This is a genomic window from Microbulbifer maximicatervae (SeqCode) (assembly GCF_052468095.1).
In genome coordinates this window covers 3,089,199-3,106,608 of sequence record NZ_CP174332.1, presented here as the reverse complement: position 1 = coordinate 3,106,608, position 17,410 = coordinate 3,089,199, and the positions used below count along the sequence as shown (strand labels likewise).

General features: G+C 45.4%; 16 protein-coding genes. All 16 read right to left on the bottom strand.

Annotated features, from left to right (window positions below; all coding sequences use genetic code 11):
• Nucleotides 1-101: 101 nt before the first annotated feature.
• Nucleotides 102-701, bottom strand: coding sequence for a glutathione S-transferase N-terminal domain-containing protein (locus ACJJIL_RS13370; protein ID WP_445359927.1), 600 nt, complete (start codon nucleotides 699-701; stop codon nucleotides 102-104).
• 183 nt (nucleotides 702-884) lie between these two features.
• Complete coding sequence (locus ACJJIL_RS13365) at nucleotides 885-1,337, bottom strand: hypothetical protein (RefSeq protein WP_445359926.1); 453 nt, start codon at nucleotides 1,335-1,337, stop codon at nucleotides 885-887.
• A gap of 542 nt (nucleotides 1,338-1,879) precedes the next feature.
• Nucleotides 1,880-3,031 carry a serine hydrolase domain-containing protein gene (locus ACJJIL_RS13360; RefSeq protein ID WP_445359925.1) on the bottom strand — a complete coding sequence of 384 codons (1,152 nt, stop codon included), beginning with the start codon at nucleotides 3,029-3,031 and terminating at the stop codon, nucleotides 1,880-1,882.
• Between the two features lie 563 nt (nucleotides 3,032-3,594).
• Nucleotides 3,595-4,320 (bottom strand): hypothetical protein, encoded by a 726-nt coding sequence (locus ACJJIL_RS13355; protein WP_444905723.1) that lies wholly within the window; start codon nucleotides 4,318-4,320, stop codon nucleotides 3,595-3,597.
• 813 nt (nucleotides 4,321-5,133) lie between these two features.
• Nucleotides 5,134-6,207, bottom strand: coding sequence for a hypothetical protein (locus ACJJIL_RS13350; protein WP_444905722.1), 1,074 nt, complete (start codon nucleotides 6,205-6,207; stop codon nucleotides 5,134-5,136).
• Nucleotides 6,204-6,905 (bottom strand): OmpA/MotB family protein, encoded by a 702-nt coding sequence (locus ACJJIL_RS13345; RefSeq protein WP_413665220.1) that lies wholly within the window; start codon nucleotides 6,903-6,905, stop codon nucleotides 6,204-6,206. Before ACJJIL_RS13345 ends, ACJJIL_RS13350 begins: the two co-directional genes overlap by 4 nt.
• Entirely contained in the window at nucleotides 6,898-8,208 is a 1,311-nt protein-coding gene (locus ACJJIL_RS13340) for a MotA/TolQ/ExbB proton channel family protein (protein ID WP_444905720.1), read from the bottom strand. Before ACJJIL_RS13340 ends, ACJJIL_RS13345 begins: the two co-directional genes overlap by 8 nt.
• Nucleotides 8,208-9,440 carry a class I SAM-dependent methyltransferase gene (locus ACJJIL_RS13335; RefSeq protein WP_444916133.1) on the bottom strand — a complete coding sequence of 411 codons (1,233 nt, stop codon included), beginning with the start codon at nucleotides 9,438-9,440 and terminating at the stop codon, nucleotides 8,208-8,210. Before ACJJIL_RS13335 ends, ACJJIL_RS13340 begins: the two co-directional genes overlap by 1 nt.
• A gap of 70 nt (nucleotides 9,441-9,510) precedes the next feature.
• Nucleotides 9,511-10,125: a bactofilin family protein gene (locus ACJJIL_RS13330; protein ID WP_413665223.1), complete on the bottom strand. Its 615-nt coding sequence runs from the start codon at nucleotides 10,123-10,125 to the stop codon at nucleotides 9,511-9,513.
• 1,063 nt (nucleotides 10,126-11,188) lie between these two features.
• On the bottom strand, nucleotides 11,189-11,797 hold the full coding sequence (locus ACJJIL_RS13325) for a helix-turn-helix transcriptional regulator (protein ID WP_444916134.1): 609 nt from the start codon (nucleotides 11,795-11,797) through the stop codon (nucleotides 11,189-11,191).
• A gap of 492 nt (nucleotides 11,798-12,289) precedes the next feature.
• Nucleotides 12,290-13,075, bottom strand: coding sequence for a PhzF family protein (locus ACJJIL_RS13320; protein ID WP_444916135.1), 786 nt, complete (start codon nucleotides 13,073-13,075; stop codon nucleotides 12,290-12,292).
• Between the two features lie 186 nt (nucleotides 13,076-13,261).
• On the bottom strand, nucleotides 13,262-13,879 hold the full coding sequence (locus ACJJIL_RS13315; protein ID WP_413665227.1) for a hypothetical protein: 618 nt from the start codon (nucleotides 13,877-13,879) through the stop codon (nucleotides 13,262-13,264).
• Nucleotides 13,880-14,524: 645 nt separating this feature from the next.
• Nucleotides 14,525-14,941, bottom strand: coding sequence for a YbaN family protein (locus tag ACJJIL_RS13310; protein ID WP_108732723.1), 417 nt, complete (start codon nucleotides 14,939-14,941; stop codon nucleotides 14,525-14,527).
• 239 nt (nucleotides 14,942-15,180) lie between these two features.
• Nucleotides 15,181-16,017, bottom strand: a complete 837-nt coding sequence (locus ACJJIL_RS13305) for an energy transducer TonB (RefSeq protein ID WP_444916136.1) — start codon at nucleotides 16,015-16,017, stop codon at nucleotides 15,181-15,183.
• Nucleotides 16,014-16,448, bottom strand: a complete 435-nt coding sequence (gene exbD / locus ACJJIL_RS13300; protein ID WP_444916137.1) for a TonB system transport protein ExbD — start codon at nucleotides 16,446-16,448, stop codon at nucleotides 16,014-16,016. The genes ACJJIL_RS13305 and exbD overlap by 4 nt, the downstream gene beginning before the upstream one ends.
• A complete protein-coding gene (exbB, locus tag ACJJIL_RS13295; protein ID WP_444912683.1) occupies nucleotides 16,448-17,401 on the bottom strand; it encodes a tonB-system energizer ExbB in 954 nt (317 codons plus the stop codon). Before exbB ends, exbD begins: the two co-directional genes overlap by 1 nt.
• Nucleotides 17,402-17,410: the final 9 nt, after the last annotated feature.

The following is a 17,410-nucleotide window of genomic DNA, read 5'->3' as shown; positions in this document are numbered from 1 at the left end:
GCCGTGTTGATGCTGTTGTAACTACAAGGCTGGCTACAGCCAACCTTGTAATCGATGAGTTGATAAGAAAGTTCCAAAGCGACATTTGGCGACAGCTTTAATTATGGGTTTCTCCACTCTGCAGCCAGGTCAATTGCTTGCTGTAAGATTGGCCATTCCAAAAGACTTTGCTGGTATTTGGTAGCTTTCTCGCTTAATGAGATATTATAAACATATAGTCTATAAGCGAGTATTGCGTAAAATGCGTCTACAGCCCCAGCAGAGCCGAACAGGAAGGGCAGTTTTGCTTTCGAGAAAATATCTTCAATCCTTTTTAACTCAGCCTGAATTCCAGGGTTCATATCCGGGGAGGAGTTGCTTTTATCTAGAGTGAAAGGGCAGTTGCTTCTTAAGGCGATGAAACCGGAGTGAAGTTCAGCACATAGGCTTCTTGATTGTGCTCGCTCAATATTTGATGAAGGGTACAAGATGCCTTTGGAGAGCTCATTAAAATACTCAGCGATTGCCAGTGAATCATGAATATAAGTATCTTCAAGCAACAACACAGGTACAAGTCCAGCTTGGGAATATTTAAGTACTTCGTTTTTGTAGTTAGGGCTGGAGAGGTCTATGGCTTTGATCTCAATGTCAAGGCCTGCGATTTGGGCGCATATCCAGACTCTTAAGGACCAGGTGGAATCAGTGCCTGTGATTAATTTCAAAATATGTACTCCTTTTTGGTGTTGCTGTAGAAAGTGGCAGGGTATTCAAGAGTATCTGAGAAGCTATATGTTGCCTCCCCTCGAGATATTTAGAAAAGAGTATACAGAATCTAGTGTTTAAACATTATGCTGAGACTTTCATGCTGACTGAAAATTTAAGGGTGAATTTAGAGGTAGCATTAGTTAGTCAGATAGCTTCTTCAGTAGTTCAATAATGTTAGGTTTTTCATCTGTTTTTCTCATAAAATACCGGGGGTATACCTTGTTTAAGTCTGGACCTCTCAGCAGAAAAACAAACTCTTCGCCTAATGATGACCCTTGGATATTACCGAGTTGATAGTGCCACATTTCCCAAAGTTCTACGTAAAATTCCGGGGGGACATGATCAAGGTTGCTTTTAATTACACCATTTGGCATTAATTTAACATGGAGCCTAATCTTATTCCCTGATAAAGGACTGGTTCTCCCATCTGGATTAAAGGTGATTTCTCCGCTTGAGGTGATCATATCTACCTTTTGAACCAGAACATGTAAAACGTGATCGGTGCTTTCTAGAAGCTGTTCCAGTGTTGCAGGCTCTATAGATGTTCCATTTGCACAGCTAGAAAATAGTAGAAAGAAAATCAGTTTTTTCATGAGTATTATCTATTTTTGTAGGTTATACCAGGCAAAACATTGATTGCCTAGGGTAGAGATTATCAATAGCTGTTTTCGTCAGTAATGATAGTATTTCTGTCTGATTTCGATGGTTTTTCTATTCTAGTCAGAATATGGAGAGTCAATTCACAGGCCGCTACTTACTTGTGCCTTATTACTCAGCGGTAGTTCAATAATGGCCAATCACACCATTGCTTACAAGGAGATATCTCTATATGTTGGTGTTAAATCCTTTTTGAATCGAATTTCGATGTTTGCTAAATTTTAGCTGGCCCACTAGTTGTTAATAGGGTCTTACTATGTGTCCGTATGGGTTGATAATTATTCTGGCTTATTCTATTTAAGGATCTGAGGTGTAGTTTTTTAAAATTAATTTTCAGAAATGTTTATTTTAACATATTTAAAGGTGGGCGATTTTCTTTAATGCGGCTGCTATTTTCCACAAAATGTGGGCGTCTATAGGAGGAGAGAGTGAGAAACTGCTGCGGACCTGAACAATCAAGCCCGCTTGCTCCAGTGAATCACTCAAATGGTTTCAAACGTTTTGTAAGGTGCTTGCGAATATCTTTCATCGACTTTTCTGCAGTCTTGTGCCCCGCATTTATCGCAATTAGAAAGATTATGTCACGCTTGGGCATGATACGCACATCAGTAAACCAATATCCATTACTGCCAGTATGTGCAAGAAGCGATAACTCAGAGTCGTACACTGCGCCCCACCCGAGAGCGTAATTGCCTGTCACCGGTGAATGTAACTTGCGATAGGTTTCAGTCTTTAGCAATTTACCGCGACCATGTACGCCATTGAGCTGATCTTCTACAAAAAGATTCCAATCCTGGAGTGATATATTGATAGTTCCTGCGGGACCCATTACTTGTGGATTATCACTATTTTTGTCGGCAGGGTCTAGCGGGATGAGCTTGCCCAGCCAGGATTTTTTGTGGCCACGAGGTTGATTTAATGTGGTCGAAGAGCCGGGAGCTGCAAAACCTGCATTCTTGATACCAAGTGGAGCAAAGATCTGCTCCTTTATGAGATCTTCCCAAGTCTTGTCTGTTCGAGCTTCGGCGATAGCCCCAGCAATGATAAAGCCGAGATTGGAATATTCAGCTGAGCCAGCCTCGGAGCTGGGAGGTATAGTGAGGTAATGGCGTGCGACTGCCATGCGTTGCGCTCGAATACTGTGTTCCGGCTCGATTACTTTCATTAATGTAGGAAGCTCATACCAGCTGGATAAAGGGGGTAGGCCGGCAGTATGACTGAGCAATTGTGTGATCGTAATATTACGGTAAGCGGGGTCTATATCTTTTGCAAAAGAGGGAAATGAGTCAGCTAGTGTATCCTCAAATTGTAATATGCCCTGCTCGACTAAGCGCGCTACCATTGTTGCTGTAATCGCTTTGGTGTTAGAACCTATGTGCCAGCGGTCATTGATAGTTACTATTTCATTATGGCTCTGTGCGCGAACTCCGTCTACCGCCATAGCAGCGATTTCGCCATCGATTTGAACTAGTACACCGATTGCTGGAAGGTTGTTGCTATCTCGGGCATTAGTAAGTATTTGTTCGAGAAACTCTTGTAACGAATCTTCGGCATGTGCGATAAAGGGTGACGTTAGAAGCGTGACTGCCAGGAGAATCCTTGGTAAAGTTTTATTATATCCTATATGCATTTTAATAAGCCCGAATGAATTTTAAAGGCAAGTGCTGGATCTGTGTTTATACAGATATTTTATGTCGATTGGTATACTCTGAGGCTTCGATGCAATGAAGGGTTTTGGTACATTGTTGCCAAATGATTGTTTTAAATATTGTTCGTAATTATTTTCAGGTAAGTGCTAGAGAAGGGTGTTTTTTGAGATCTTTCTGCTCGAAGAATTATAGGTTATAACAGCTACCTGATAATCGTATTGATCTGAACATCCTTTGTTTAATTTCAAGTCGACTTTGATATCCCTTAGTAATGATCTTTCCTTACTTTAGGGTGTTGACTGGAATATATGCTAACAGTATTTTTTCGATAATCTTTCTTTTGGAAGTTGATTCTTTAATGTATGCGACCTAGGAAGATTATACTTATAATCTATTAGAAATGGTGTCATTGTGAGAGAAGCCCGTCAGCAATTCGTGTAGGTGGTGATTGCTGACGGAAAATGAAAATTTGGATTATGGCTGAGTTTATCATCTGGGATCAGATGCATGTTAAAAATTACAAAAGCAAGAGCTTTTGGGATTTCTAGATAGCAAGATTTCGAGCTCGAAAAATTCTGTCGCGAGGAACAAACTGAATGTGTAGGTCTCGAGAAACATTCGGTGCACTGATATGGGAATAATCTCCGGTAGCTGTAAATTTATACATTTGTAAGTTCCGTCCGGCAATATACCTTCCCAACCCCCAGTAACCCTGATAGTTAATGGCTTGATCATCGGGGATTTGGTTTGAAAGAGTGCTTATAGTACGAGCAACACGTCGGTCTCCAATCATGTTTCTTCCCATTCTTAACCCTGTGACATGCGCAGAACCTATAGGGATTATTCCTCCTGGACGTCCGCCTATATTAAAGTGGTGAATAATTCTTCTTGCTATTCCCTTTTGACGTTTTTCTGAAGATTTCCACTCTCCATTTCCTCTCCATGAATCCACACAGGCTATATCCCAACTTTTCCGAGAAGCTATATTGATTAGTAGCGCTGATGTTTCAGTGTCAGTTACGCCACCCGCGAAATAGTCTTTTATCCTATTGGGGTAAGCGGAGAGAGTTCCTGCAGCTTTTATTTCATGCGGTGCTTCGACGAACAATGAGTGAGGCTGATCGCTATTATCAGCTATCGCTTCAGCTGCAAAGGAGAAACCGTGAGGTACATCATTATGCGGCTCTTGGACAATCACTAGCCCTCCGGCTTGCAATGTGGCGCGAACACGAGCCTTTGCGTCTTGCAGGGTTATATTGTTTACTGGCATTTTATATCTCCATCTTACTATAGGACGACTGGTTTAGCGTCGAATGTGCTCGGTGTATTTCTCGTCGAGTAGAACCTTTTTATTTGGCTTGGACACAACTGCAAAAGCAGGAGTTATCATATTTCAGTTTTTGTAATGCATGTATTGCTAATCAAGTTACTCTTCATGAAAGTTGGGTTCAAGAAATAAATGCAACACCTTTCCAAATTTTGTCTTAGTTTGTGAGTTATTTCTTTCGGGGTGTTTATTGCTCTGAGGTTTGTATCCTTTGTGAGGTAGGTTCCCTTTTAATATCCTGTAGTGTGGTTTTTATTAATATTGGCAATTTTAGAGATGGTCGTATCGAGTATGATTTCTAGGATAGATTTTTTGGTCTTTTAAATCGGTTCTTCTGTGATAGATATTTTTGGCTAATTGTGTTTTTTCTGGTTTTCTATTGGTTCTTTTTTATAGGGATAGCTTTTGTGGAAAAAAGTAATCTATAGTAGAAAATCTTCTACATGTGTAAAGAATGAAGGGGCAGTGTGACCAGATTACCTAATACTGCATCCCCTTACGGCACTCCGAGCTAAAAAATTTAATTTTTTTTGTGACTTATTTGTAACCACACTTTTGGTCAAAAGTCTTGAGATTCTTGGAATGGTTTTGTTGGATCCATAAATTGAGGAGGTGCTAATTCTCGGTGGGGTAGAAGAGAATAGATTTTAATCTGGGTTGATCTAGTGATGTAGAGAGTTACAAGATGAAATAGAGTTGCCAGTTTGGCCGATAAGTAACAAAAATAAGCTGCCCGGAGGCAGCACATTAATATATCTAGTTGCAAAGTCCTAATTCCCGCTCAATCTGAGCCTTTCTCCAAACTGAGTAACTGGCTGGTATCTTAGCCTCTTTGGTGCCATCGGCAAGGATGGCGCGGCCGAGGTTTGGCCAGCATAGTACGGCCAATACCCTGGGCGCGATTACTTGGAAGACTTTGGGTGGCCCCATTAGGGATTTGAGTCTCTGTATTAATGGTAGCCAGGATGCGGGGACTACCTGTTCTGCGATCATCCATGAGGCCTGAGGATCACTACCCAGTTGCTTTGCCAGGGATTCGTAGCGCAATGTAGCGGCTCTTAGTGAGGCTTGGGGTGGTGCGAGTATAACGGCACGGGCCCTTCTCTCTGCACAGAGTAGGCAAATCTCTTTGGGGAGACCGCTACTTTCTGCAAGCTCTTGGTTGAGTGCCCATCCACCGGCTTTGATATCGCATTGGCAGATAGAGCAGTTATATTTCGGGTTTTCAGGGGTGAATACAGAACTAACTTTTTGGGGGCGTTCGCCATTTTTCCAGATGAGAGAGTGTCTTTTAAAAATATTGCTGGCAAAGTATCGGGTATAGGTCAGCCAGTCGATATTGGTTACATTGCCGAAACGGTCTTTGTGTACAACATCGGGAATATTGTGGCTGTAAAGGTGACGTAAGCAGTGAGGGCATGGCTTTAGTTGATCCTGGGGAAATGCCTTTCGCGCTTCGCTATAGTCACTGCTTATCCAAACCGGACCCTTATAGTTATTCACTATTGGGCACTTGGGGTAAATATGAACTTGACCAAAAGAGTCCGGGTTTTGTTCCAGGCCAAATAAAAAAACCGGTATACCCCGGTAGCGCCAAGCCACAGGTACGCTGTCCAGATCGCTTGAATCGAGTTGCATTCCAGTACGGATGGCTTTGGCTAAGCTGTTTCGATCAGGCATTTCAGATAAGCGCTGTGCTAACGGACGTTTGCCGGCTGAGAATGAATCCCCATCGTTAATGACATAAGGTACTGATAGTGCTCGTGTGGCGCTTGGGAATGCTGTGATAGCCTGACGGTTTTGAATGGGTTGAAATTTTGTGAGGTTCACAGAGCTTCCTCAAGGATTTGCAGGATATGGCTCTCAGAGTCTCTAACTACCCTGAATGCTACCCGGCGGGAACGATCTGGATCTTCTACCCCATTCTTATCCAAGACTGGGCGAGCTGAGGAGTAACCGACAGCTGCTACCTTGGCCCGTACCAGGACGGCTTGCTGCGAAGGCAGTAATGAATGGGCATATTGCATTACGGCTCGGGAGCGCTGTTGGGAAAGTCGCAGGTTGTGGAAATAACCAGCTTCCGGTGCGGATTGATCTCCCCATTCAGAACTTGTGTGCCCTTCGATTTGGATTGCGGCAATGGAATCCATATAGGGCGTGAGCGCTTCGATGTAGCGAGGTACAAAGGAGGACATAATCTCGCGGGCATTGTCGCTCAGGGTAAAATCACCGGTTTTAAATAAGGCATCACTGTTATTAAAGGAGATGGCCAGGGTTTGCTTATCCAGAGACGCTCCCCAACGAGTTAAGTCGTGGGCAAATTCCTGTTGCAGAGTTTGATAGATGGCCAACTGGGTGTCCCGGTAAGACTCTGCGAGTTCGCGGATCTTGGCGCGTTCGTCGATAAGAGAGCGCATTACAAAGACGGCAATACAGAGAAATACCATCATCAGGCCAGCCATCATGTCCGATAGGCTAATCCATTGACTATCGCTGGACTCACTACTGGCTTGCGTGCTTTCAAACATGCGCCTCTCCAGTGACTCTCTGAGCTTGCGCATCGACTCTCTTCATTTGCTGGATGAGCTGACGGAAGTCTCTGGAGAATTCACCGCTTAAAGTGCCAAGGGCATCGCCCATCGCTGCCATAACACTCTCTACCTCATCGCGCAGACGTTCATCCAGAAGTTCATATTGACGCTTGATACTGACATCGGCATTACTAAGATCGCGAGTAATCACTTGTGACAATTCGGTAATCATCTGGTTGTGAGTTTTGGCGATCAGCTGAGCTAGCTCGGCCATGGATTCCCGGTGACTGGTAGCCTGCTCGTGAATTGCTTTAGAGAAGTGGTTGGGGTCCATACTGGTAACCACATCGGCCAGGGCTACGACCTTACTGGTTCTTTGGTCGAATACTTCCGCCTGGGTCCTACTCAGGGAGATCAGGTTGGAAACCTGGGCCCCCAGTTGCTGTTGAGCTTGGTCAATTCCTCGGGTGAGCGCTTCAAACTTGGGCGCAATATCGGGGATCGATTGCTGTAGAACTTCAATAGAAGCTTGTTGCTCATTCAGCATGATTGATATCTGCTCTGCGTGATTGCGCTGCTGCTCTACCAGGGTCGGAATCACGTTGAAAATTTCTGGCAGCTCAGTAATACGCTGGTGTAACAGCAGAAGGTTTTCCTGAGCACCATTAATTTCATTGAGAAGAGTTGCAGTTTGGTCGCGGTAAATAGTTGCGAGTTCTGCGTGCTGCTGATGCTGATCTATTAGGGCCTGCAGGGCAGGGGATACGGCCTCTAATTGCTGGGTAAACTGCTGTAGGTTCTCACCCATCTGGGCATTCAGGCCGCTATTAAACTTTTCTACAACCGCAGTGAGTGACTGTAGGACTTCATCACTAATCTGTCGCTGGAATTTTGCCAGATCTTCGCGCTGACCGTTAATAGCCTGCAGTATGTCATCTGCTGTCGCTTTAGGGGCTTGTTCTTTAGTGAATATTTGAAAAATAGTTCGCAATATCAGGGATAGGAAGAGTCCCAAGATACTGGTCATAAAGGCGGTTTCCAGACCTTGCATCAGTTCTGAAATTGAGGTGTCAATATCGTTTAGATCAAATCCATAGATACCGATAATGATACCGATAAAAGTACCTAAAATACCGAGGGCAGTCAGTAGTGACGGCGTTTCCTTTACAAAGCGGGGAAACTTGCCTAAAGGGTAGAGGATTATGGCTATAGCACCAATGGCAAGCATGACCATAAGAAAGGTGTCGGTAACCTGTTCCGCAGACAACTTGGTTAACCAGTGATAGAAAAACTGGGTCATTATTTATCCTTTACAACTTTTTGCATTGTTATTTCGTGATAAAAAGGTCCGTTGGGTATTCGCCCGGTTCCCTGGCTGAGTACTTTCATCTCTGGTAGAGATTTCACAACATCGGTGATAGTGCGGAGCTGGGGCTGCTTACTACCCGAAGCGTGAATATAGGTTCCAACCTGGCCCGACTTTTGAATTTCAAATACACCACAGTTGACGGGAAGCTTGTTTTGTTTGAATAGCAAAAAGTGCATCACGCCACCATCACTGAGATATTGATGCAGGGCTTTAGTGATCAATTGTATTTGCTCGGTGGAAAAGAAATTGAGAAGGTCCCAGAGGAGGATGCAATTGAGATCCTTTGGTAGGGTTGCCTGTCGCAACGCGGCCTGAACGGCTTCTTCAAATGGCACTTTTCTGCTGATTTGCCAAGCGAGCGATGAGTAAAAATCAGAAATAAACAGTTCGCCCACCTCCCTTTGGAGGTGTTCCATATTTCTCCCAGCCTTTTGCCCAATATCCAGAACTTTGCTGACCGGTGAGCGCTTGACGTGAGTCAGGGCGGTGTCGAGAGCGGTTAGCGAAATATTAGTAAGGCGGTTTTTTTGGAAAGCGGATACCGCTGCTGATGATCCACTGGCCATCACTGAAGTTGGCGATTTTACATTGCCATACTCAAACATTAATTCGATAAGGTCTTTACGCATCCCCTCTCTTTGTAGCAGGGAAGAGCGCAGGGAGAAGTTGCCCATAGTCTTCATTAAATTCAGGGATGAGTACCTATAGGTGGGCAGTGGTTCTTCCAGGTGGAGCGGTTCTGTATTGAAGGTAAAGCCAGAAAGGCGTTTAAAATCCGCGGGCCCCTTGGGCATAGTGCCGGTGTACAGCATTGTATGGAAAATGGTACGCGGCTTTAAGTGGGGTCGGATTTCCTCAATGAGCTTGGTAATAAGCTCAGGCTCCATAAAGTTGAATAGATCCCAGCAGAGCACCACATCAAGCTTGATTCGTTGGGGCTTTTTGGTGAGATATTCAGAAAGCTTAACGGCCCTGACTTCTTTATCGAGGGCAGAAGTATCCAATAGCAGACTGCGTAAATCTTCGATAAATGTCTGGCAGGAGCGCTCCAATAAAGGCTGTGTGGTGCCAAACGAAAGGCATCCCAAATCTAAAACTTTACTACCTGGTTGAATGACTTCATCCACCAAAGCAGCAATACCAAATGAATGATGCTGCAACATATTTCCCACACCAAAACTAAAGCCCCGGCATTAGCCGGGGCCCATATTGAGGATTAACTAAGAAGGTTTCCTAGCTTTCCTCAGCTTCTTCTTCGGTCTCTTTAGTGCCGAAGAGGTAGTCGCTGGTGTCGGACAGGCGAGAGGAATCGCTCGTGCTTGTGGTGCTGGAGGAGTAGGTAGAGCTGCCGCGAGTACGGGCTGCGGGCTTCTCTTCTGCTGCGGGCAGGTCTGGGTGTACCAGACGATCAGAGAACTCCTTGTGGCGCTCTTTCATTTCGGAATCGGTATCAACCATATCCATGGAGCCACGGAATTTACCGCCGTCGTCCAGCTTGATTCTCGGTGCAATCAGATTGCCATTAACTTGTGCGGTGTTGCGGATTTCGATCAACTCATCGGCAAGGGCATCGCCATCCAAGGTGCCTTCTACAACAATATTTTTTGCGTGGATATTGGCAGTAACTGCACCGCCAGTGCCAACAGAAAGATTGTGACCAACCATGATCACGGTACCATCAACAGTACCTTCCACGTGCAGATCTTCGGTGCCGATCAGCTCGCCACGAAAGTTAATACCTTCACCCAGCACTGACTTGGAGCCTGAGCCCGAAAGAGATGATTGCTGCTCAACAGCGCTCATGCCTGCTAAAAATGGTGTGGAGTCATTGCTTTTGTCAGTGCTCATAGAAATAAGTCTCTCTGTTTAGAAAAGTCAGCTGTTGCGTCGATTGCACCGATAACCGTGGTTACAGGGTTGTCGATACGTTGGGTTTTTGTCAAATCGGAAAATCAAAATTTTCAAAAGTGATAAGGCACTTTTTAATGGCGGGTACGGATTATTTTGATACTGAATAAAACCTATCAAAACAAACGGCCCTACATTTATGTCAAATTTTTTTCTTTGCTGTGAGTGTTTTACTAAAAAAGAAAATTAGACTATCAGTGCTTTTGGTCACCTAAAATATCCCTGTCTCTGCCTTTTCCCTATTGTGCACATACCTTAAGAACGACTTCCTTTGTCCTTTTACAGTTTTCGTCTCTCTCGTAAAGTTGCAATGCCCGTTTTCTCGTGCTTGCATCAAGGTGAAGAAGAGGCTCTTCTGACCTTAAGCTACGATCGATTTTTGCGATTGCTGTTGATATCGCTATATTCTCGCTATTTACTTCAGGCTCGACCTGTAAGTAAATATTTACTTCCTTTTGTGGAGGGCATACTTCTAATTGTCTGCTGATGGGTATCGAGCCTATTGGCACAAAACAATATATGATTGGAATACTACCTACAGCGAGCTTACCAGCGTTTTCGGTCTGGCAATCAATCAAGCTGACCTCGACTTGAATGCGCTGAATTTAGCACGGATTGCATGCTAAAAGTGTGACTTGTAGCACCTTTTGGTCGTGATGATCGTCGTTTCCTGTTTTTTAATCCGCTAATGATTTGTGGATTAAAATATTGTTGCAATATGCGATGTATTCCTATGTAAAGAATTGTTTATGTTGGCATTTGGATTAATGTCTGAGCCTCGCATTCTTGCGCTTTCAAAATTCTATCCTAAATGTAAGTGTGCACTTATTTGCAATGACTATTGGGTGTCTTCAGGAAGGCTGTTTTCACAGGGTGGAGCTGCAGGCAGTTTTTGCTAGGATATATATCACTCACTGCATACCTCTCAGTCCCACCCACAAAAAGGTAGGCCCAAGAGATATTTTTGGTGGCGTTGGCAGGGGTGCCAGCCTTGCTGGGCTGGCTAAATTTCAGGGGTAATTTGGATTTTAAACGGAGTTCCGTTTGAAGTTTTAAACTCTACCTCTGCAGCTTGGTTGAACCCTGTCACCAGAATGGGACGTGCTATCTGCTTATAACCACTAGAAGCCCCAAATTCATATATTTTTGTCTGCAATCGAATTTGGTTTTCAGAAACTTGTTCGGCAGATACCTCGAACCTAAGTGTGTTTTCGATTTGGATTTCGCTTTCATCTCCTTCGTTATTGAGGAGGCGGACGGAGGCCAGGTTCTCGTTTCTGGTGCTAGCATCTACCTTAAGCATTATTGGAGAAGCTGACGATAAGGAGGTATACAAGAGTAAAGTCGTACCCAGGGCCAATATTGCGGTGAGATATTTTCTGCCCTGCTTGGCCATTGATATTTTTGGGTTTTCCTGAAGGATTATATCTATGGGCTTCAGTGAAAATGCTGAAGATATTGCTTTTATTGAATCTTGAGAGGCATTTCCACTTTTTTCTATCCGTTGAATGGTTCTAAGGCTTAATGATGCAACATCGGCTAGTTGTTGTTGACTCCAAGCCCTAGTTGTTCTCAGTTTAATAATTTTCTTTGAGTTAACTTTCACTTCCATACTTCTGTCCTCTGAAACTTGAGCTCCATTTTCAGGGGGGCAGTCCTTATTGGTTACGATATTCTTGCGACACCTGTCTGACAGCTATATGACTTTGTCCAAATAATAGGCTATCTGTGCAAATTGCGGTCAATGGTGGGCGTGTTTGAAGGTTAGGTGATTCACTGATGTACTACAAGGGGCGCACAATCTTTAACTATTGCCCTGAATTCATATTCTGGGTCGGGAAGACATCTATAGGCTCTAAGTTCTCACTTTGAGATAAGTAAAAAGCTAGGGAGTTGAGTCAGGTTGTAACTGGAGGTTCGGATAGTAGCTTTTCTGTTTTCTTGGGGGGGAAGGTTACCACTAAGCAGAGCTGAAGAGCTTTCAATGAGAACACGTAGCAAGATGACTTATGGAGCTTCTGAACAATTCCGTAATATCTCTGTGAGCCAGAAGCATCACGGATTTATTTAGAGGCTCCTTATATAAATTTAACTCTCCAAGCCATTAAATCTTAATACTACCGTGAAGATAATCTATAGCGCCTCCCTTGAGAGAGACTCTGTTACTATGCAGTTCGCAGTGAATTAGTCCAGTCCGCTTGGAGAGTTGCTTAGCTAAAAGTACATCCTTTTTAAATTGTTGGCTCCAATATGGTGCCAGTTGACAGTGCGCTGACCCTGTCACAGGATCTTCGTTTACCCTTAATTTTGGATAGAAGCATCGGCTAACGAAATCAACATCGTTACTTGCCCCAGGAGCGGTAATGACAACTCCTCGTTTATCCAGCTGGGAGAGTTTTATAAAATTTGGATTTACAGATTTTAGATCGGTTTCGCTACCCAACACAGCTATATAATCATATGCGGACAGAACTTCTTGCGGAGTGATGCCGAGGCCATCAATAAGAGCATCAGGTGCTTCTGTGGATACCGGAATGCTAGCCGGAAAGTCCATGCTATAGACAACTCCCGATCTCTGGACTAACAGTGGGCCGCTTTTTGTATCAAACTGGATGGTTTGGCCTGAGTATCTTAAATGAGTAAATAGAACGTGGGCAGCTGCGAGTGTGGCGTGGCCACATAAATCTACTTCTGCCTCAGGAGTAAACCATCTCAGAGAAAAGGAATCTTCATTCTTAACAAAGAATGCGGTTTCAGAGAGATTGTTTTCCTCAGCTATCTTTTGCAGCGTATCATCCGCAAGCCAGTTATCAAGAGGGCATACAGCAGCGGGATTACCCTCAAATACCTCGGAGGCAAAGGCATCTACTTGATAAATTGCTAGTTCCATTAGTTTTTTCCTTGAGTAATAGATGCTATTTTGGGGCAGTATAAAATTATTGTGATAGTTGGCTTGTTTGTGCCAGTTTGTTTTTTGGTATACAAACTATCTAACGGCTGAGGGAAGCCAGGATGCTCATACCATCAGTGCTCCATGGGACGGGTCTTCAAAGTCTACAGAAATATAGCGAACTATTTACAGGCTCTCTAGTTGCGCAAAGCGACGTTCGAAATAAATCAAGCCGTTGGATATGCGCATAATCTCAAGAAGGTCTCCAGAAGAAAATCCAACAACAATCTTAATAGGTGCTTCTTCACTGTATTGGAGAAGCTGTTCGTTTTTGCAGAGTTCTCGCGCTAAGAGGGATGTATAGCATAAGCTGAAACCAATGTATCCGTCTCTATTTAGGTGTTTCGGCTTGTTAGCTCCTTTACACAAGGCTGCAATATTTCTCAAATATCTCGAGCCCAAATCAGATTTTGAATATACCCAATCCTCTCTGCTTTTAAATAGTTGAGGAAGTAGAGTTAAGCTGATATCCGGGAATTCCCGGCCGATACTATCTCTGAATTCACGCAGCTCGAAATATAGGACTGAAGGAGGAAGCGAGTCCCCAGCAGCTACCAGTTCTGTATCGAACCATGTTTGGGCTAGGTCAAGTTCATCCGTTCCTAGCATAGTGGGCAGCTTTAGCCATGCCAAATTGGGGGTTCGGCCATCAGCCCAAAAAGAAAGGTTTTCAAGGCCGTCTTGGATGGATTCGTTTTTTTCCAGCGTATCGAAAATCACTTCATAGTATTCAGCTATAGACAAACCCCGAACTCCTGTCATATCTCATTTTTGCTTAGTATATCGATCAAGCAAGCCAGTGGGGACGTTTTTGGCTTTTCCTTCTGATTCAGCAGTATGTGCGCGGGGGCGCAATCTAAAACAACCATCCCGTTCGAAATGAAATTCCAACAAAAGCAAAGAGAACGGACAGTACTGTAACTGGGATAATATGGTATGCCAGTGCAGTGAGATTTTTTTCAGAAAGATTTGGAATGATTCGCAGCCTTGCGTCAATTGCCAGTAAGAAAGTGCATGCCAAAAGAATCAGTTTGAAGGATATCAGGCGAGAAATTGGATTGGAGAAGTTGAACCACTGCGATAAGTCAGGCAGTAGGGTATATGAGAGATATAGCCCGGAGAGTATTTGAATGAGCAGGGCGGGGATGCCAATCTTTTCGTAGCTGCTTTCAAACTGGGAAAGAAAAGCTACATCCTTATCCCGTAAAACTTTGGGTAGTATTGTGCAGGCAAGTATCAGATGCCCACCGGTCCAAATTGTCGCACCTAGAAGGTGAAAAAAAAGTACTACGTTGTACATCCTGTCCCCCAGACAAATCCTTGTTGGGGGACTATAGCGCTAAAATCTACGGGTGTCTGCTGCCAAATAGGGGTAGAAAGTAGCGTTGTCTACTCCCTGGGTTCCGGCCGGGACCAAATCCAGTAGGCGCCGCAGCTGATGCCGCCAATGGTAAAGCAAAGAAGGTAAATATTACTGATATGAAGGATGGCAAAAGCTAGGGATATAGCCATTGTCAGGCTGGCCAGTAACTTGGTTCTGCGGCTTACATAACCACTGCGCCAAGTCCGCAATAGATGCCCAAAGAGATGGTGTTCTTCGATCCATTGGTGCAGGCGCTGGGAGCTGCGTGATGCGGCCCAGGCACCGAGGACAATAAATACAGCCGACGGCAGGCCGGGAAGAATGGCTCCGATAATGCCAAGGGCGATAAAAAAGCAAGCAGCGGCGCCCCACAGCCAGCGCATCCAGCCCTTTGCCAACGGCGGGGTGTAGGACATTACGCTGTCTTCAGTGGATTCTTTCATTCGGTACCTCTACCCTCTAGCTTATTGCAGTAGTTGTGCATCAAAAGTAACAATATTTGTCCGCTTGGTCTGCTTGCTCATAAGCAGTTTGCCCAGCACCTAGTCAATAGAGTCAGCAGGCCGATAGGTCGCTAGTGCAGGGTAACGGATTATGTGGATGATTTCCTCTGTCCAGGGAGGTGACTTTCTGGTTTATGTGAAACCAGGCCTCCCAGTTCTGAGAAAGCAATTTATTTTGGTTAACGAATAAAAAATTCGACCGGAACGGCCATTGTCAGAGGATCACCGGGTACCTCTTCTGGTGGTCTAGGCAGTGGTTCTGCCCTGCGCACCAAGGCCACGACTTCTCGGTCGAGAGACGATATGCCACTGGCTCGGTGCAGCTCAACCTTTAGTACTTTGCCTTTTCTGTCCATCGTGAATTGTACCCAGGGAATACCTTGTTGACGCCGTATTTGGGCGCTTCGGGGGTAGCGTTTTCTTCGCTCAAGGTGAGCCTGTAATTGGTTCTGCCAGGTTAATCTGGCTTGTGATTCCCTCTGGTTCAAGGCGCCCACTTCCGGTGCCGCAGCTTGCTCTGCTTCTGCTACATCTGCCGCGAGAGGGGCTGATGTTTCTTCAACAACAGTTTCTCCAGTAGCCTCTCCACTGGAGTCTTGTTGCTGTGCGATTTCCTTCTCTTCCACTGGCTCAGGGGGCTCTTCCTTTTCCTCCGTGGGGGGCTCCTCTTCGGGCTTCTCAATGGCAATTTCCGAGGGGGCTTCTGGCAAAATAACAGGCTCTGACTGCGCAGAGGTTTTTTGTGGCTCGTTGCTCTGCTGGTTTGCGGGAGAGGATTCCTGTTGTTGAGGACCTACCGGTAGCGACGTGGGTGGTGCCACTGGAGCGGCTACCATACTGACTTCAAATACCTGTGGTGCTGCAGCAGGCGGCAGCGCCAGTTCGGATTTGGGCTGCCATAAAAAATAGACGGCAATAAGTCCGTGAAGGGCTAGGGCGCAGCAAAAGGCGCAGAGCGATAGAAAAAATCGCGGACGCCTTGCAGATTTTACCTTCGGTCCGGCCAAGAGGCTCATTGGTTTACGGTCGCCGGTTTATCCAGACCTACCAGAGCGATTTTCTGGTATCCGGCACTGGCAAGGCGGTTCATCAGGTCCATCAAATCCCCATATTCCACTTTGCTGTCGGCACGCAGCAGGATTTGCTGTTCTGTGCCAATTTCACTTGCCTGGAGTTCAGCAGCCAAGTTTTCCCGCACAATAACTTTGTCCTCACCGAGAGTCAGGGTGAGGTCCTTTTGCAGGGTGAGATATTTCGGATCTTCTGCCTGGGGTTGTTGTGGAGCTGTCGCCGAGGGTAGATTGACGGGCACGCTTACAGTGGCCAACGGAGCCGCAACCATAAAAATAATTAGCAATACCAGCATCACATCGATAAAAGGTGTGACATTGATATCGTGCTGTTCTGGCAGTTCTTCGCTATTGCTGCTGTTGAGATTGAATGCCATTAGTTGACGCCCTGAACCTGCGGTACTGCGCGCTTTTTGTTCGCGCTAACCAGTTCGGCGAGCGGGCGCGCATTTGGATGGTGGCGATCCAGGTCCCGACTAATCAGTACCATTAAGGCGGTGACATTATCGGCCAATACCGCGCGATAATTGCCGATAGCCCGGGAAAAGTAGTTGTAGATCACTACCGCCGGAATCGCAGCAACCAGGCCGATCGCAGTTGCCAGCAGGGCTTCCGCAATACCTGGAGCCACTACGGCCAGGTTTGTGGTTTGGGTTTTTGCGATACCGATGAAGCTGTTCATGATCCCCCATACCGTACCGAATAGACCGACAAAGGGGGCGACGGAACCGATGGTTGCCAGAATTCCGGTGCCACGGTTCATGTCGGTAGCGAGAGAGGCCTGGACTCTTTCCAGGCGAGCCAGAACACGTTCTTTTAAGCCGTCATCTGACACTGGGCCACCTGAAGATAAGTCGAGTTCGTGGCGACTCGCTTCTACCAATAACAGGGCACCGCCGGTTTGGCCTGAAAGCTTTGATTCGGCATTGGCGAACGTCTTGCTTTGGATCAGGGTTGCCAATAATTGTTTGGCCTTGCGACGTGTTATTACCAGCTGCACGGTTTTAAAAAGCCAAATCGCCCAGGTTAAAACAGAGGCCAAGAGTAGGCCGATCATTACGCTTTTAACGACGATATCCGCGGCGTGATACATTCCCATGGGAGATAAATCGTGTGCGCTGAAAGCGGTATCTCCAATGTTGGAGGTTGCGGTCGAGGTAGAGTTGTCTTGATTTTCTTGCAACCCCACGGAGGTTTCCACATCTCCCTCGAGAACTATTTCTGTATTGCTTTGTTCGCTTGAGTTGGAATTATTTTCCTGCGCTAAAGCCGGCAATGGGCCCAATGTGCTGCCTAGCAGGCACAATAAAATTACAGTCCAGATTTTCATTACCGACTC

What these genes read in the sequence shown, in the direction of transcription:
- ACJJIL_RS13365 (WP_445359926.1), bottom strand. Translation starts at nt 1,337, where the DNA reads ATGAAAAAACTGATTTTCTTTCTACTATTTTCTAGCTGTGCAAATGGA.
- ACJJIL_RS13360 (WP_445359925.1), bottom strand. Translation starts at nt 3,031, where the DNA reads ATGCATATAGGATATAATAAAACTTTACCAAGGATTCTCCTGGCAGTC.
- ACJJIL_RS13355 (WP_444905723.1), bottom strand. Translation starts at nt 4,320, where the DNA reads ATGCCAGTAAACAATATAACCCTGCAAGACGCAAAGGCTCGTGTTCGC.
- ACJJIL_RS13345 (WP_413665220.1), bottom strand. Translation starts at nt 6,905, where the DNA reads ATGTTTGAAAGCACGCAAGCCAGTAGTGAGTCCAGCGATAGTCAATGG.
- ACJJIL_RS13340 (WP_444905720.1), bottom strand. Translation starts at nt 8,208, where the DNA reads ATGACCCAGTTTTTCTATCACTGGTTAACCAAGTTGTCTGCGGAACAG.
- ACJJIL_RS13335 (WP_444916133.1), bottom strand. Translation starts at nt 9,440, where the DNA reads ATGTTGCAGCATCATTCATTTGGTATTGCTGCTTTGGTGGATGAAGTC.
- ACJJIL_RS13330 (WP_413665223.1), bottom strand. Translation starts at nt 10,125, where the DNA reads ATGAGCACTGACAAAAGCAATGACTCCACACCATTTTTAGCAGGCATG.
- ACJJIL_RS13325 (WP_444916134.1), bottom strand. Translation starts at nt 11,797, where the DNA reads ATGGAAGTGAAAGTTAACTCAAAGAAAATTATTAAACTGAGAACAACT.
- ACJJIL_RS13320 (WP_444916135.1), bottom strand. Translation starts at nt 13,075, where the DNA reads ATGGAACTAGCAATTTATCAAGTAGATGCCTTTGCCTCCGAGGTATTT.
- ACJJIL_RS13310 (WP_108732723.1), bottom strand. Translation starts at nt 14,941, where the DNA reads ATGAAAGAATCCACTGAAGACAGCGTAATGTCCTACACCCCGCCGTTG.
- ACJJIL_RS13305 (WP_444916136.1), bottom strand. Translation starts at nt 16,017, where the DNA reads ATGAGCCTCTTGGCCGGACCGAAGGTAAAATCTGCAAGGCGTCCGCGA.
- exbD (WP_444916137.1), bottom strand. Translation starts at nt 16,448, where the DNA reads ATGGCATTCAATCTCAACAGCAGCAATAGCGAAGAACTGCCAGAACAG.
- exbB (WP_444912683.1), bottom strand. Translation starts at nt 17,401, where the DNA reads ATGAAAATCTGGACTGTAATTTTATTGTGCCTGCTAGGCAGCACATTG.